This window comes from Ruegeria sp. CDSA020 (assembly GCF_059612345.1).
Window position 1 is genome coordinate 416049 of sequence record NZ_JBXWQK010000002.1, and the last position, 14378, is coordinate 430426.

At 53.1% G+C, this 14378-nt stretch carries 13 protein-coding genes; 6 read left to right on the forward strand and 7 right to left on the reverse strand.

Going from position 1 to position 14378, the window contains the following annotated elements:
• The first annotated feature begins 144 nt into the window (after nt 1-144).
• On the forward strand, nt 145-1719 hold the full coding sequence (locus AC2FJW_RS04990; RefSeq protein WP_496749393.1) for a trypsin-like peptidase domain-containing protein: 1575 nt from the start codon (nt 145-147) through the stop codon (nt 1717-1719).
• A gap of 9 nt (nt 1720-1728) precedes the next feature.
• Here AC2FJW_RS04990 and AC2FJW_RS04995 read toward each other — a convergent pair whose 3' ends face one another.
• Together AC2FJW_RS04995 and AC2FJW_RS05000 are read right to left on the reverse strand one after the other, a co-directional pair.
• Nucleotides 1729-3345, reverse strand: a complete 1617-nt coding sequence (locus AC2FJW_RS04995; protein ID WP_496749394.1) for an MFS transporter — start codon at nt 3343-3345, stop codon at nt 1729-1731.
• A gap of 48 nt (nt 3346-3393) precedes the next feature.
• Nucleotides 3394-4614, reverse strand: a complete 1221-nt coding sequence (locus AC2FJW_RS05000; protein WP_281973017.1) for an APC family permease — start codon at nt 4612-4614, stop codon at nt 3394-3396.
• Between the two features lie 157 nt (nt 4615-4771).
• Between AC2FJW_RS05000 and AC2FJW_RS05005 the strand changes: the two genes are divergently transcribed.
• The 4 genes from AC2FJW_RS05005 to AC2FJW_RS05020 all read left to right on the forward strand — a co-directional run bounded on the left by AC2FJW_RS05005 (nt 4772) and on the right by AC2FJW_RS05020 (nt 6476).
• Complete coding sequence (locus tag AC2FJW_RS05005) at nt 4772-4987, forward strand: hypothetical protein (protein ID WP_142636020.1); 216 nt, start codon at nt 4772-4774, stop codon at nt 4985-4987.
• A 7-nt stretch (nt 4988-4994) separates the two neighbouring features.
• A complete protein-coding gene (locus AC2FJW_RS05010; protein ID WP_496749395.1) occupies nt 4995-5426 on the forward strand; it encodes a c-type cytochrome in 432 nt (143 codons plus the stop codon).
• 133 nt (nt 5427-5559) lie between these two features.
• Complete coding sequence (locus tag AC2FJW_RS05015; RefSeq protein WP_496749396.1) at nt 5560-5949, forward strand: phasin family protein; 390 nt, start codon at nt 5560-5562, stop codon at nt 5947-5949.
• A gap of 119 nt (nt 5950-6068) precedes the next feature.
• A complete protein-coding gene (locus AC2FJW_RS05020) occupies nt 6069-6476 on the forward strand; it encodes a universal stress protein (protein WP_496749397.1) in 408 nt (135 codons plus the stop codon).
• A 526-nt stretch (nt 6477-7002) separates the two neighbouring features.
• On the opposite strand, the gene AC2FJW_RS05025 is transcribed toward AC2FJW_RS05020, so the two are convergent.
• The 5 genes from AC2FJW_RS05025 to AC2FJW_RS05045 all read right to left on the reverse strand — a co-directional run bounded on the left by AC2FJW_RS05025 (nt 7003) and on the right by AC2FJW_RS05045 (nt 12802).
• On the reverse strand, nt 7003-7755 hold the full coding sequence (locus AC2FJW_RS05025) for an outer membrane protein (protein ID WP_496698882.1): 753 nt from the start codon (nt 7753-7755) through the stop codon (nt 7003-7005).
• 70 nt (nt 7756-7825) lie between these two features.
• The gene (locus tag AC2FJW_RS05030; RefSeq protein ID WP_496698881.1) at nt 7826-9070 is read right to left on the reverse strand and encodes a DUF3179 domain-containing (seleno)protein; all 1245 of its coding nucleotides are present in this window, start codon (nt 9068-9070) and stop codon (nt 7826-7828) included.
• A gap of 44 nt (nt 9071-9114) precedes the next feature.
• Nucleotides 9115-10782, reverse strand: a complete 1668-nt coding sequence (locus AC2FJW_RS05035) for a sulfatase-like hydrolase/transferase (RefSeq protein WP_496749398.1) — start codon at nt 10780-10782, stop codon at nt 9115-9117.
• 102 nt (nt 10783-10884) lie between these two features.
• Nucleotides 10885-12522 carry a sulfatase-like hydrolase/transferase gene (locus AC2FJW_RS05040; protein WP_142639693.1) on the reverse strand — a complete coding sequence of 546 codons (1638 nt, stop codon included), beginning with the start codon at nt 12520-12522 and terminating at the stop codon, nt 10885-10887.
• 1 nt (nt 12523) lies between these two features.
• Entirely contained in the window at nt 12524-12802 is a 279-nt protein-coding gene (locus AC2FJW_RS05045; protein WP_496749399.1) for a hypothetical protein, read from the reverse strand.
• Nucleotides 12803-12937: 135 nt separating this feature from the next.
• Between AC2FJW_RS05045 and AC2FJW_RS05050 the strand changes: the two genes are divergently transcribed.
• Nucleotides 12938-14242: a tetratricopeptide repeat protein gene (locus AC2FJW_RS05050; protein WP_496708315.1), complete on the forward strand. Its 1305-nt coding sequence runs from the start codon at nt 12938-12940 to the stop codon at nt 14240-14242.
• Nucleotides 14243-14378 lie beyond the last annotated feature (136 nt).

Below are 14378 nucleotides of genomic sequence, written 5' to 3' on the forward strand. Positions count from 1 at the left end.
ATTTGCAATTAACTCGACGGTAACAATTAACCGCCGGAGAACCGCGCCCGGGCATACTCTGATTGTGTGCTTTATTGCCAAACGTGGAAGTTTCGAGGTTGCCCATGATAGAGTGGGTATAGCGCTATTAAACAGAGATGGGCCATGCGGACACCGGACCAAGGCGACACAGGAGTTGATACAGGTAATGTCCGTGCATTCCTGGAGAGCTTGACCGGCCCGTCTCGTGGGACTGTAGTCTGGCTTGCCGACAACGCTGTGTCAGCCTCGGTTAGTCCGGACCGTACCTTGAGGCTGAGACCGAAAGAAGATGTGCCAGCTTATGACGAAGACATTGCGACTCTTCAGTGGTCAAATGACGGTTACACGTTAAACGCGTTGTCTGATCGGAATATCTGGGTCAATGGTCACAAGGTCGCTTCGGTTGACCTCAGGCACGGCGACATGATCGAATTCGGCGAAAAAGGCCCGATGTCCCGCTACAGGGTGTGCGACCACTCATTCCCTGCACATCACACGGTCGAGGATATCCTAAGCGACGCGTACGCATATGCGAGAACAAGCCGTCGACCCTTTCCAAGAAAAATTTCCGGTGCACTGCGCGACAGTGGGCGTCGGCTAGCATCACAAACCACAATTCTCTTCAGGATCACCGTTATTGGCGCAATCCTTCTGATCGCCGTATTTGGGTATTTACTGTTTCAGAACGACAGGAAGCTGGCGGACAGCCTGGAACGAGAATCCCGTAAGATCGAAGCGGTTGCCGTTATGCTGGCACAGACCCGGGAAGACTCGTTGACGCCAAAGGATTTGGGTGCACTCAAAGATGCTTTCGAAAGTCAGGTGCTGTCCACTGAGCAGCGTCTTGGCACGCTGGAGGAACGCGCAGGCGCATCAACGCGGATTATCACAGCCTCTACGCGTTCCGTCGCGTTCGTCCAGGGCGCCTATGGATTGCGGCAGATCAAAAGCGGGAAATTGCTGAGGCATGTGGTTGGCCCCGATGGAGAGAATCTGCAAACGCCATTTGGACAACCGTGGCTCGAACCAGATGCGATGGGCGAGCCTGCTGAGTTTCAGTTTACCGGAACCGGGTTTCTTCTACAGGACCCGCCTCTGTTGGTGACCAACCGTCATGTTGCCTTGCCCTGGACCACTGGCGACCGTGCACAAGCCCTTCAGGCCGCAGCGCTGGAGGCCGAGATGCTGAGTTTGCTGGTCTATTTGCCTGATCAAACTGTGCCAATTAAGGCTGTCTTGCATAAAGCAAGCGAAACCGCAGATCTGGCGCTTCTCTCTATCGACGCCACACGCGTTCGGGGTCTTGGGCTGTTACTTGCAGATGAGCCACCGCGAGCGGGAGAGGAAGTTTTCCTGCTTGGATATCCAACCGGCCTGAAGGCTCTTATCGCGCAGGCCGGTCCGGGCTTTCTGAAAACGCTAGAGAATAAAGGCGCCGTGGGTTTCTGGACAATTGCGACCCATCTTTCGGAACAAAATAAAATCCGGCCCCTGGCCAGCCGGGGAATCGTAGCCCAGACCAGTCCCGGCGCCATTGTTTATGATGCAGAGACCACAACTGGAGGAAGCGGGGGACCTGCGTTGAACCGAAACGGTAAGGTGGTTGCGATCAACGCCGCGATCTTACCCGAGTTTGGTGGTTCAAATATTGGCGTTCCGGTGTCGCACCTCAAGACACTTCTCAATGAAAGCGATTGATCCGCGTATTCATTCGCCTGTCCGATATGGTGAATTTTGCACAAGAAAAACCATAATCAGTGGGACTATGACAGAGATCAGGCCCACGGTAATCAGCAAATTCCCCAAGTGGCTATAGTCAGCGATGGATGCAACTGAACCCGTTCTGGGTTCGGTCACGACACGAGTCACGACAAATACCTGGTTTAGGTATTTCGTGCCCAAGCTACTTGCCGACAATGCCATGTTGGTGAAAGACGCCATGACAGCAAAAAAGGTCGCCTTGAGATGTGTCGGGGCGTTGCGTGCGATCCAGGCCAGCATCGGGACCATCGCGATCTGACCCAGCGGTGACTCGACGGCTGTGTCGAGTATGGCGATGAACCTTGCATCCACAACCCCGCCTGTGTGCGCGGCCGTCCATTCATGCACTCCGTAGTACAAAGCAAGGTTAGGCAGGGCCAGCACTCCGGCGGCAATGGTGAGCAGTACCACCACCTGCGCGATGGAACGACTGGCCATAAACGGCCTGAGGATGATCAGGCCAAGCAGCGCTAGTAGTGAGGTCAGGAGCGCCAGAATTGCCAGAAACTGTTCGTCGAACCCAAGCTCGTCGATTTCGAACCAGGTCAATCCCGGACCAGGCAACGGGACCGCGCGAAAAACGAAAATGATTGTCGCCGTCCCGATCAGAACCTTGGCCTGTTTCGACTCCAGTTCCCTTAGCAGCCGTGACATGAGATAGAGAATGACCGTGAGCGAAACCGCAAAAACAGTTTCTTGCGCAAAGGCGAAATTTGCGGTTCCCAACACAACGCTGAGTACAACAAACGCGAGACCTCCCAGCAGTATTGGCCACCTTACTTCGGTGGCTTGATCCGGTTTGTGTGGAAGGTGCCCAAGACTAACGAGGCGACGCTGTATCAGAGCATGAAGCACCACTCCGCTGATCGACAGAAAGGGGACAACCAGAGCGACGAGATAGACCTGACCATAAAGAACCAAACGATCGCTTTTATCCAGATCCTCCGCGCCCGAAAAAATCCAGATGTTAACCGCTGCGACTCCCGCAAACCCGGATATGATCGCAATCCTGCCCAGGGTCTGCATGGTAGTGTGGCGGGCACGAACTTCTTCATGCGTAAACGCGTACCCGTCTTGGTTGGTTTGTGGTACCGCTTCGACCGTCATGGCATCTGCCACGACGTCCTGAATGGCATAACCAGAAGGTGCCAGGATCAAGGCAACGACATACCAATGCTCAGGCAGCATGGCCCCGGCCATCTGGGCAGGCGCGGTCACAAGTCCATACATGATAAGCAACGAGGCCGTGATAAGAGACGCGCCAACCAATATCAGCAGCGATTTCCAACGCCAGAACAGATCCACCAGATGCCCAAGCGGCATTTTCAAAATCCAGGGCAGCCCGGCCCAAAATGCCAACCCCGCCACGAAAGCAGCAGATAGATTCAGATAGTCCTTGAGGAAAAACGCGCCAACGACGGATGTCAGTCCCGAAACTCCGGCCGCGAAGTACACCATCAACGGTGGCATGTAGGACCACTGTAGTTGCGCGACCAGATCAACGAATGTCCGGTGCCACCATTCAGATAGCCGCCTTCCAAGTGTAGGTCGATCAGTGTTCATACGTCATTCGGATCCCGTTCTGGCGACCTAACGCCGTCGGATTTCCTCTCAAAGAAACCCGGCGCCGAAAAGCAGGGTGCTGGTCAGCACACCAAGGATTGGCACGACAAGAGGTACGTGGAAATGTTGTCGGGTTGAATCCGGTTTCAACTTCAAAAAGATCAGCGAGAAATTGACTAGCACAAACACCCCCAAGACGATCTGAGATGTGCGTTCTGCTAGGGTGCCGATCGGCAGTGTTTGGGTCAGTAGAAGGATTAGCGCCACAACCAGCAGGGTTGCGACGACTGGTGTCTGGGTTACCTGCGGGACACTCGCCAGTATTTTTGGCAGATGATCCCGGTCGGCAAGGCCGTAGATTACCCGCGACGCCATGATCATCTGGATCAGGACGCCATTGACTGTTGCAACGACTGCGACTGCGGCAAACCCCTGTTTGATTACTTCGGGTGCATTTGAAAAAACCAAAGCAAGCGGGGCAGTCGAAGTCGACAAGGTATCGATAGGAACAACAAGCAGGACCGTAATTGAGGTCGCCAGATACAGACCCGTCGCCAGAACGAGCGTCAGCAGAATTGCCTTAGGAATTGTGCGAACTGGGTCTTTTACTTCTTCGGCGACGTTTGCCATGTCCTCGAATCCAACAAAGGCAAAGAAAGCCAGAAGCGACGCCGCGAAAATGCCCCGCCAAGCGTTGATCTCAAAGCCTGGAATCGTCTCGCTGAACGCATAGCCTTGCGGATCCTGCACGGACATGCCCCAGCCAATCACAAACAGAAGCCCCGAAATCTCGATGATCGTGATCACTGCCGCCACAAATACTGATTGCGCAATGCCCCAGAGTGCAATCAGTCCCATAACCGACACGATGCCGATCGTAAGCAACGTGGTGCCAAGGTTGGTCAGGGTGTGAAGATAAGAGGCCGCTCCGATCGCAACAGCCGAAGCCGATATCACTCCCGAAGCAGCGACGGCGAGACCCACCAACACGGCAATCCAGTTTCTTTGAAACCCCGCTTCGACGTATGCCGCTTCTCCCGCGCTTACGGGATAACGTGTCGCGAGTTCGGCGTACGACAAAGCCGTCAACGAAACGACGAGCGCTGCAATGAGAAACGAAACAGCGGCGTAAGGACCAGCGACCTCGGCGGTAGCACCGACAAGCACATAGATTCCCGCACCAACGGTGACACCGAGCCCGTAAAGCGTAAGCAACGGGGCAGTAAGCGCGCGTCGGAGTTTAGGTGTCGGTGGATCAGCCGTATGCATTGGCTTCACTCCTCAATGAACAAACGCCTGTGTACCGAAGCTACAGCGCGGTTAAGTACACCAGTCACTAACGAGGGGCTCGCCACCATTCATTCCGAGCCCTTGCGGTGGAATTTCCACGCTTTTGCAATTCCGCTTATCACCATGTTTGATTTGGATGCAGGCGATGAACGGCAATCCCGCTGAAACATTCATGCTTTACTATGTAATGTACCTTTTTGAATTGATCTATGTCATTGGTCGCCAAGAACCGACCAGCCAAGCGGAACCGACTGCAGTGTACTTACTTTCGTCGCAGTTTTTCCCAGCTGGTACTCAAAGGCTGAATATGAGCGAGATCAATGAAGCGTTCGCTCAATACCGCGTAGTCTAAACGCGAAATGCTGACGTTCGAGGAGGAACAGATGCCAGTTTATTGCGGACTTCTTTTGTCAATATTTGCTGCAAGTGCTGCACTGGCGCAGGATATTGATCTTCAAAACGGGCACAATCTCTACAGAACCTATTGCTGGCAGTGCCATGGATTTGAGGCCACTGGCGATGGTCCAATGGCGGAGATGCTGGCAATAAGGACACCTGATCTGACCAGGCTTGCGGCCCAAAACGACGGCGTTTTTCCGATTGAGGCGGTGGCGCGTCAAATTGATGGTCGCGCACCATTGCTCGCGCATGGCGGAGAAATGCCCATTTTTGGACCAGCTTTGGATTCGGACCAAAAAGTTGCGCTGACCATGCCTGACGGCCAGCCGATGTTCGCAGGTGTGCCGTTGGCAAATGTGATCTATTATCTGGAGTCTATTCAAATCGAGTAGGTTGGTACAAATGCTGCCATTAGATTGTAGAGCACCACCGCCCACGTTTGTTGACGCCGGTTGATCTACATTAAGGTTATTTTCTACGGGAATTGGTAACATTCAGCATTGGGAAGATGAGGAGGAATCTCCGATGCCTGAAGAGAAGCCAAAATCAAGTTACTCCAACCCACTTGTTGATGTTTTCAAGCAGATGCAACCGACTACTACGGCCAATCCGTTTTTAGGCGCTCAGCTTGAGCAATTCTGGGACACGCAGGAGAAATCACTGAAAGAGGCAGAGGCCTTTGCTCAACATTGGTTTGAGAGGCGTCACGAGGCTGTTCGAACCGCGCTAGAAGCTGCGCGCTCGGCGTCTGCTGCAGACCCGACTGATCCGGCGAAAGCACTGCAATCGATAGCAGAGTGGCAAAAGCATTCAGCCGAACGCCTCGTGGCTGACGCTCAGGAATGGTTCGAAACAGTTGCCCGATGTGCAGCATTTGCAGCGGAAACCGAAGCCGAAGCTGTGGAAAAACAATAGATGATGTTGCAAGCACAGCAAAGAAAGCGGGTAAGTCTTCGAAATCCGAACCGGTTTAGAGTGCCGTATCACCGCGGAGGCCGGAATGATCGTAGCTGGAGCAATCGAAGGTCACTAACATGTATAAGAACATTCTGATTCCAGTCGCGCTGGACAAAGATCACGATACACAGGCCTCTTTTGAAGCTGCTCGTTTGCTAGCGAATGCCGATGCGGAATTCACAGTGCTCCATGTGCAGGAGCCGATCCCTGCATATGTGGCATCCCAGATACCCGAGGAAGTTCTGGCAAACACGCGAAAAGAGCTTCAGGAGGGCTTACATCGGAACGCTGCAGAGCTACCGGGTGCGAAACCGCGGCTTATCTCGGGGAGCGCTGGCCGAGCGATCGTTGATTTCGCAAATGAAAATGGCATCGATTGCATCGTGCTGGCCTCACACAAGCCGGGGATCGAGAACATTTTTATTGGGTCGACTGCGAACCGGGTCGTTCACCACGCCAATTGTTCTGTCCACGTGATCCGCTGAGTCGTTTTGTGGCAGGTGCTCCAAGTCGAATGCTGGATGCCCAGCATGGGACACAAAGACGACGGAATGAAATTGGCGTTGCGAGCACGCGCAGCATGAAAATCGTATTCACGCTATGGGCTCTTTCAAGACCTTGGGTGCAGCGCAGCATATCGGCTCAAGAACCACTCGCCATCGATTTGAACGGCCCTTAGCCGACATCCCTCAGCCCTTTGAAATATTGCGTTAGCAACCCGCATTTCAGACATTCGCTGCGATTGCGAAAGCTAGCCTAGGTGAATTCTCACTCCGCGGTCGAAAGTGGCATCGCTACCTCAGACTTGTCTCATTCATTGCTAGGTTTCGAAGGCTACAACAAACTCCAGCCAGCTATCGATGCCGGAGGTCAAGATCTGGGGCCAGGCACGAAAGCAAATCTGAGGGCACATGCGAATTTGATTCTCTAAACCTTTTTTCAATTGAATCGCGCCAATCAAACGACGTTCGTAACATCACAACCTTGTCTCGGGTTCGCCAACAAAGAATTTTAGAACCGATAAGTCGCGCCTAGCACAGGCCCCGACTGATCAAATGTAAAATCGTTGCCGTCGATTTCATGATCGAATGAGATATAGCGATAACCACCGCGGATCAGCCACCTGTCGTTGATTGCGTAATCTGCCGTCAGCAGAATCTGCCAGGTTTCACTGTCGCTGCGGAAGCCTCCGTAGTCGACAAAACCGGAGCCCGACCACTTATCCGAGAACTGTACCCGTGCTCTGGCGCCGATGACAGGGTCGGTCCAGCTATCGTCTGCCGTTGTTGTGCGCCCCGGTGCCGCGCCGGGTAGAAGGGTAAATTCCGTTTCGGTGCTGAACCACCGGAAACCCCCGGCGACGTCAACGGTGATAGTTGGCGCTTCATACACTCTGTAGCCAACATAGCCACTCAGGTATTGTGTGGTAAATGATGTCTCCAGACCCGAGCCGACAGGTCCAGGAGCGCTGTTACTGAAAGATAAGTCTGTGTAGTTGTAATCTGCAAGTATCAGCCAACGTCCGTTGGTGGCCGAGAACGCACTCATAAAGGCAAAATCGAGGTTTTCCAACGCATCCGAAAAGCTGAGCGTACCGTCCAGAGTGCCCAAAGGTGTGTCCAATGTAGTCTCTGTTTCCGGCATGAACAGGTAGATTGTGGCCTCATATGACCAATCTGATTGTTGTGCCGAAGCCGCTGTGGCCACAGACGCAAAAAAAGCTACTCCGCAAGCGTAGCTTTTCACCCAAATTGACGAAATCATTCTGTCCCTCCCGTCAAACAATCAAGTTTGAATAAATGGTCTTTGGTTTGTGGTTGTTTGGCTATGGGCCTCATTCTACAGCTCCTTCGGTTGCCATCGAACCGCTGCCGACACGATTAATATCTGTGTTCGGGAAGAACTCGGACCAGACATGCCAGAATGTGCCTGCGCGCAGGGTTTCGACACGTTTTAGCTGACCCTGATCTGAATGGCCCCAAAAATCGCATTGGCTCACAGGTTGACCAAAGTCGTTGTACCAAACGCCTAGGCTTTCATACTTTGGATCCAAGCTGACCACGACATCTCGTCCGCCGACATTGGCATTCACGATCCACTCGTTCTCGACGATGAAATCATCAGTCCAGCAAACCGCATCCTTACCGATCGTAATTCCCCAAACGTAGGTTTTATTTGGTAACCGATCGTCTGAACGATCCATGTTGTCCATCACGGGCGCGTCTTCCTGATGCTGGCGTCCGATGCCCCAGCCAAACGTGATCTCGGTCATCATATCCAGCAGGCGCAAAAATGGGTTCGGGGATGGCTTGTTCAGAAATACCTCACCGTCAGGATAGGCCTTCTGAAACCCGCGGAACGTCATTCGAAAGGTTGGCCAGGGCTCCATTTGCGCTTCGGGTCGAAGAGGGCAGGCAGGACCGTCGGAGTTAGGGTCGCGGTCCGCCTCGCGGAAACCATAGATGTGCTGGATCGGCTCGCCCGTGTCGTTATCGCGCAGGATTAGGTTATTGCCATGCTGGGCCAAAACCTCGAGATTCAACCGTCGTCCTTCTATTCGCGGAATGTAACCCTGACCCAGATTGGCCATAGCGCAATAGGTCATGACCACGTCTTCACCACCCAAGCCATCTACATTCCCGGCCAGATGAGGGCGCATAATCTGCGCATCCGGGTGCGCGCGGGCTTGGCCGTTGTTTTCGATGACTATGACGGGCGCAGTTGGTCCGACATATTTGCGGGCTTCTTCAATTGGAAAGTACTGTGCGTCATTGAGCTGGTTCCTTAGACCCAAATGCACCCAAACGTAGGGAAACCCATAAAGAAGAAGAGTAAGCACAGCCGCTATGAGCCAAAGCCAGAAAGGGCCACCGCCCAAAAGGAAATGCGCAAGTGTTGCCGCTGCAAACCCGCCAAGTCCGATACCGATCAGGCGATATTCATTGCGGATAAAGCGCACCATATTCTCGCGCTTTACCTTCAGCAGCATTTGAGAGACGTCGCCAAGGTCTCTGAAATAGACAAAGCCGATCCCAAGGGATGTGATCAAACCCAGTGCAAAGAAAAGTAGTCCAATCATGTGATGATCCTAAAGGCTTTGGTGCGTCGCTGCCGTTATCGGTGTTATTGCTGCGGGGCTTGGCGTTTGATCAGGAACGCCTCAACCGCTTGTCGCGATTCTGGGCGCGTGTTTTCAATCCCTTCATAGGGCACGCCATAGGCCGGCGGACTATCTGGATATTTCTCTTTACGGGCCATGTGTCGGCCCAGAATTCGCACAAACTCCTGTCCACCCCAAGCGCCAACCTCGGTTGAGACTGAAAATTCTTCACGAGTGTCGCGATATAGGTCAAAGAATTTGGCGGCGATGGGATTCTTGCCAGGTGGCGGCAAGATGAGTTTGAGTTGATCTTTGACGACGGCTTCGGGTTTCTTGTCTGAATAGATGATCACGTGGTCGCGGCGCGATTTTGCTTCGTCGTCGAAAAGCAATGCAGCAGATTGATCCACGCCGTCAATTAAGCGATCGCGTGGGACAAACTGATCTGCACCGGCGAAGCGAGCCATTGTTGTATAGAGATCGGAGATGTGGATGATGCTGTTGAGAAGGCCATCTGCTGTGATCATGCCGGGCCACCGGATAAATGCATCAACCCGCACACCGCCCTCGGTGGTGTCGGCTTTGCCGCCACGAAAGATCATCGGAGTGAACCCTGATTGCGGTGAGTATTTGGTGAAATGACCGTTGTCGCCCATTACTATAACGATTGTATTCTCAGCTAAGCCGAGTTCGTCAATTCTGGTGAACAGATCACCAAGCCATTGATCCAGCAACTGCATCTTGTCGACATAAAGTCCGCCGTTAGCGCTTTTGGGGCCCGTTCTGCCGGTTCGTGTGTTGTCCAGCGGGATCATGGGCCAGTATTGCAGGAAGAATGGTTCTTCATCGCCAGCCAAACGCTCCAATTCGTCCATGGTCTTGTCCTGGAAGGCTTGGTTCATCTCGTCATACTTTGCGGCGTTCCAGCGCTCGCCAGGTTCCATTCGGATTTCGCGGATCGGGCCGCCAGCTTCGCCTTCAATAACGGTCATCATGGCCGAGGCATCAGGACGGAACCACTGGTCGATGGTGTACTTATCATCGTAGTCCCGAATAGCCACCGAAACCTGTTCCTTGATCGCGTCATCATGGAAGATCGTTAGTTGCCCCTGTTGGTGGATTGCATGCTGGGCATAATCGAACCCCTGTTTCATCGCCCAGCTTTCTGAAATATCCCCCATGTGCCATTTGCCAACGTGGCTGGTAGAGTATCCAGCCTGTTTTAGTACTTCCGCCAGTGTAACCTCTTCCCCTGGAAGACCTTCCCCGGCGATATCAACCTGTGTGTTGCCCATTCCCATACGGACGGGTAGCCGCCCGGTCATTTGGGCAACGCGGGTCGGGGTGCAGGACGGTTCGGTATACATCCGAACCATACGCATCGCTTCATCAGAGAAATCATTGATGTTGGGCGTCTCATAGCCCCGGACGGCATTCAACTCGGGTATTCCCATATCTCCGAAGCCAAGATCATCGATCAAGACACTGACTATGTTTGGGGGTTGCCCCTTGTTCCTATCTCGAAAAGCCGCCAGAGCCTCATCAACAGCGATGTCATCTTGCACCCATTTATCCGCGTGTTGTGCCTGCAAAACATAAAACTCAGCATCGTGTTGGATTGGGCCTTCCTGCGCTTGCAAGGGTGGTGCCGTAACGCCTGCACAAAAAACCAGAAGCCATTGTAGTTTCATTCCGTCTCCCCCAGGTTTGAAGCCGAGCTTCGGTGTTTGATCTTAGATGCGTTAACCATTTGTAACATCGTTATATTCAAATATTTACTTAAATTTGCGACGTCACTGCCAGCTCATGAATACATCACGGGTCAGTTCAGTTTCCGGACGCAGGTTTTCGATGCCCTCATAAGGGGTACCTTTGCCGATCTCTGAATGTGGATATTTGGCGATCATTTTCTGGTGGCGCTTTATCATATCCTGAAAAGATGCACCGGCCCAAAGCGAGTAGCCAACCAACGGGTGTTCCTCACGAGGGTCCCGATAGATGTTATAGGTTGGAGCAGCCGCGCCGGGTTGACCAGGGGCAGGAAGGTGCATCTTGAATTCTTGTTTAACGACCGAGCGCAAGACAGGACCTTCGTAGACATAGACATAGTCGCGCCGACCGTTCCCCTCGCCGTTCAACAGTAACGCCGTCTGGTCAATGCCGTCTATCACACGGTCCCTTGGGATAAAGGCGGTGGCTCCGGCAATTCGCGCCATTGTGGTGAAGATATCTGAAACATGAACGATGTCGCCAGCTGCAGTGTTGGGTTCGATCACACCGGGCCAGCGAATGAACGCATCGGTTCTTACTCCGCCTTCAAGATGCTGAGTTTTGCCTCCGCGATAGATTAGTTGGTTCAGGCCGGATGAGCCTTCATAGTGATACATCAGACCATTATCTGCCATCAGAACAACAATTGTGTTGTCCGCCGTGCCGGTTTCTTCAAGCTTGGCCAAGAGATCTCCGATCCATCCATCAAGCAGTTGCAGCTTGTCCGCATGAAACCCGCCATTTCGTGAAATTGCCTGATCCGGATAGACGAAGTTCAACGGGTACAGCGGCCAGTATTGCAAGAAGAACGGCGCATCCTCGGAGGCTACACGTTCGAGTTGCTCCAGCGCCTGCCGTTGATATCGTTCGTTCATCTCTTCATATTTGGCCTGCGTCCAAACCTCACCGGCTGACATGTCTACTTCCAGGGCGGGCCCACCGGCTTCGGCCTCGACACCGGTGACAAGACCATATGGCTTGAAGCGCTCATCCAGCAGGAACTGATTGTTCTGCCCCTCGGGCACGTAGCCGAGCATGGCGTTGGACCTCATTGCCTCGGGGATCATGAGGCTCAGCTGCACTTGCTGGTGTAGTGGAAATGCGGCCCAGTCGAATCCCTGATTGTGTGGGTACGATTGCTCAATGTCACCTTGGTGCCATTTGCCGATATGCGCCGTATTGTAGCCGACTTGTTTCAGTATCTCCGGCAATGTCACTTCGCTGGTCGGAAGACCTTCTCCGACCAAAGCCACTTTGACCTCTTCGACACCGGCGCGTATTGGGTGGCGCCCTGTCAGCATGGCGGTACGTGTGGGAGTACAAGAGGGTTCGGTATACATGCGCATCAGCGACATGCCTTCGGTAGCCAACTGATTGATGCTGGGTGTCTCGATCCCCATGACGTAATTCATCTTGCGGTCACCCATCTGACCAAAGCTTACATCATCGATCAAGATGTAGAGGAAATTAGGAGGCTTGCCGCCATTGGCCGCACGAATTTCGGTCAGCTTGGCGTCGACTTCAACGTCTTGCGCATCCCATGCCTCACCAAACTGCGCGCGAAGGAATTCGAACTCGCCGTCATGAACAATCGGAGTTTCCTGAGCAAGCGCGGAGCCGGCACCAATCAACAACGCAGGCAAAATGTATCTAAGTCTCATGTCAAACCTCCAAATCTTTGTTCCGTACCGATTCCGAATCAAGGCCATGCGCCTGCAGCCGTCCGTCAATACTGCTGCGCAGGTCCGAAAGGCTTTCTGCCAGATCGGCGAGATAGCGCATCTGAAGAACAGACTGCGACCTTGGCGGCACCGCCAGTTCGGCGAAGACCTCTTTGTAGTCGCGGCAAATTCGATCAAACTCTTGGTCTTTTGCCCGCAGGTCCTGCAGCAGGCGACCCGCTTCGGGAAATTGGGATTCAAAGAACTCATCTTCCGTCATTGGCAGCGCCCTTCAGGCATTCGTTTGCCAAGCATGCATCCAACAGAATATGTATTGAACGTATAAAGCCGCATGCTACCGTAGCACCATGGCGACAAACCCTTATTGCGAAAGGATAGTTCTTTGACCGTCAGCATGGACGATCAGGAACAGAATGACACTCAACAGTTCTCGGCCGAGCAGGTGCGCGATGCGTTGGATAGGGTTCAGAAGTCAGATGAATTCAAAGGGTCCGCCCGCATGCGGTCTTTTCTGTCTTATGTTGTGATGGAATCGCTCGAGGGTCGTTCCAACGAGATACGCGCCAAAACCATTGCGATGGATGTTTATGGATACGACGCGGATGAGCTATTGAAACGCGAAGGCGTCGTACGCGTGGATGCGGGACGTGTTCGGCGAAAACTCCAAGCTTATTATGAAAGTAATGGGATCGCTGACGAATTGGTAATCTCATTGCCTGTCGGAAGTTACGCACCCGAGTTTTTGCCGGGCTCCAATCGAAGCAGACAACCATTACGCGGAAGGCGACAGGCTTACGCAGTCGTTATCTCGCTTTCACTTCTAGTAGCCGGTATTCTAGTCGGTGTTCTGATCGGCCGCGGTTCGAAATCTGTTGCTCCAATAACTGGCAAAACTGCGATCTACGACGTGTCGCCAGCCCGCGTCGAAGCAATGAACCTAAGCAACGCTGGCCGGGATCTGATTTTTCCGGTTACAGATTTGGCACGCCTTCAACCTGCGTTGTTGATATTCCAAACAGCAATTGAACGAGATCCGTTTTATTACGGGGGGTATGCTGGCGCATCTCAGGTCGAAACCATGTTCGCCATCATGAAATCTGGCGATCCCGGTTCTGATGAGTTTTTGCACGCGGCCGACAAGAATAGTGCTTATGCTTTGGAATTGGCTCCGGATGCAGCATGGCCGCTTTCAGCGCGAGCCTGGTTTGAATTTGGGGTGGGCAATTACGATAGCGCAGTTCGATTATCCCAACGGGCCGTAGGATTGGCACCCGATGATTCACATGTTGCTGAATTCGACGCCTTGATTTCCCTTTATACATCTGATTTTGAACGAGTTTTGTCTCAATCAGCGCGATATAGAGTCCTGGCCCCACAAGGAGGGGGACTTGTATTTGACAATGCATTGGGTGCGGCTCAGTTCCATACGGGAGACTATGCTGCCGCAATCAGGACGTTTGATGAAACAATATCGCGTGGTGGGCCGTTCGGACCAATTTCCGCAGCTTACCTTATGGCAGCCCACTGGAGGAACGGAGAACAAGCAGAGGCACAGCGGCTTGCAAAAGTATTTTCGGACACTTGGCCAAGCTTCCCTCTCGAAGCACTGAAGGCTCGAGTGTTTGTAGACCCACAGCCAGTTCAAGAGCTGATCAGTGCAATGAAGGCTGCGGGTTGGTCAGGAACCGTCAGGCCCTGATTCTCAAGCAGTAGGATGTGTCACAATCAATTTGCTCAGATTGGAATGACATAAAGACCAGCGTAAAAATGCCAGCGCCATGCCGCGAAGTGGAGTTTGTTTGCGCCGCCCTCGGACAGCGCAGGTGTATCGGTAA

What these genes read in the sequence shown, in the direction of transcription:
- AC2FJW_RS04990 (WP_496749393.1), top strand. Translation starts at nt 145, where the DNA reads ATGCGGACACCGGACCAAGGCGACACAGGAGTTGATACAGGTAATGTC.
- AC2FJW_RS04995 (WP_496749394.1), bottom strand. Translation starts at nt 3,345, where the DNA reads ATGAACACTGATCGACCTACACTTGGAAGGCGGCTATCTGAATGGTGG.
- AC2FJW_RS05000 (WP_281973017.1), bottom strand. Translation starts at nt 4,614, where the DNA reads ATGCATACGGCTGATCCACCGACACCTAAACTCCGACGCGCGCTTACT.
- AC2FJW_RS05005 (WP_142636020.1), top strand. Translation starts at nt 4,772, where the DNA reads ATGCAGGCGATGAACGGCAATCCCGCTGAAACATTCATGCTTTACTAT.
- AC2FJW_RS05010 (WP_496749395.1), top strand. Translation starts at nt 4,995, where the DNA reads ATGCTGACGTTCGAGGAGGAACAGATGCCAGTTTATTGCGGACTTCTT.
- AC2FJW_RS05015 (WP_496749396.1), top strand. Translation starts at nt 5,560, where the DNA reads ATGCCTGAAGAGAAGCCAAAATCAAGTTACTCCAACCCACTTGTTGAT.
- AC2FJW_RS05020 (WP_496749397.1), top strand. Translation starts at nt 6,069, where the DNA reads ATGTATAAGAACATTCTGATTCCAGTCGCGCTGGACAAAGATCACGAT.
- AC2FJW_RS05025 (WP_496698882.1), bottom strand. Translation starts at nt 7,755, where the DNA reads ATGATTTCGTCAATTTGGGTGAAAAGCTACGCTTGCGGAGTAGCTTTT.
- AC2FJW_RS05030 (WP_496698881.1), bottom strand. Translation starts at nt 9,070, where the DNA reads ATGATTGGACTACTTTTCTTTGCACTGGGTTTGATCACATCCCTTGGG.
- AC2FJW_RS05035 (WP_496749398.1), bottom strand. Translation starts at nt 10,782, where the DNA reads ATGAAACTACAATGGCTTCTGGTTTTTTGTGCAGGCGTTACGGCACCA.
- AC2FJW_RS05040 (WP_142639693.1), bottom strand. Translation starts at nt 12,522, where the DNA reads ATGAGACTTAGATACATTTTGCCTGCGTTGTTGATTGGTGCCGGCTCC.
- AC2FJW_RS05045 (WP_496749399.1), bottom strand. Translation starts at nt 12,802, where the DNA reads ATGACGGAAGATGAGTTCTTTGAATCCCAATTTCCCGAAGCGGGTCGC.
- AC2FJW_RS05050 (WP_496708315.1), top strand. Translation starts at nt 12,938, where the DNA reads ATGGACGATCAGGAACAGAATGACACTCAACAGTTCTCGGCCGAGCAG.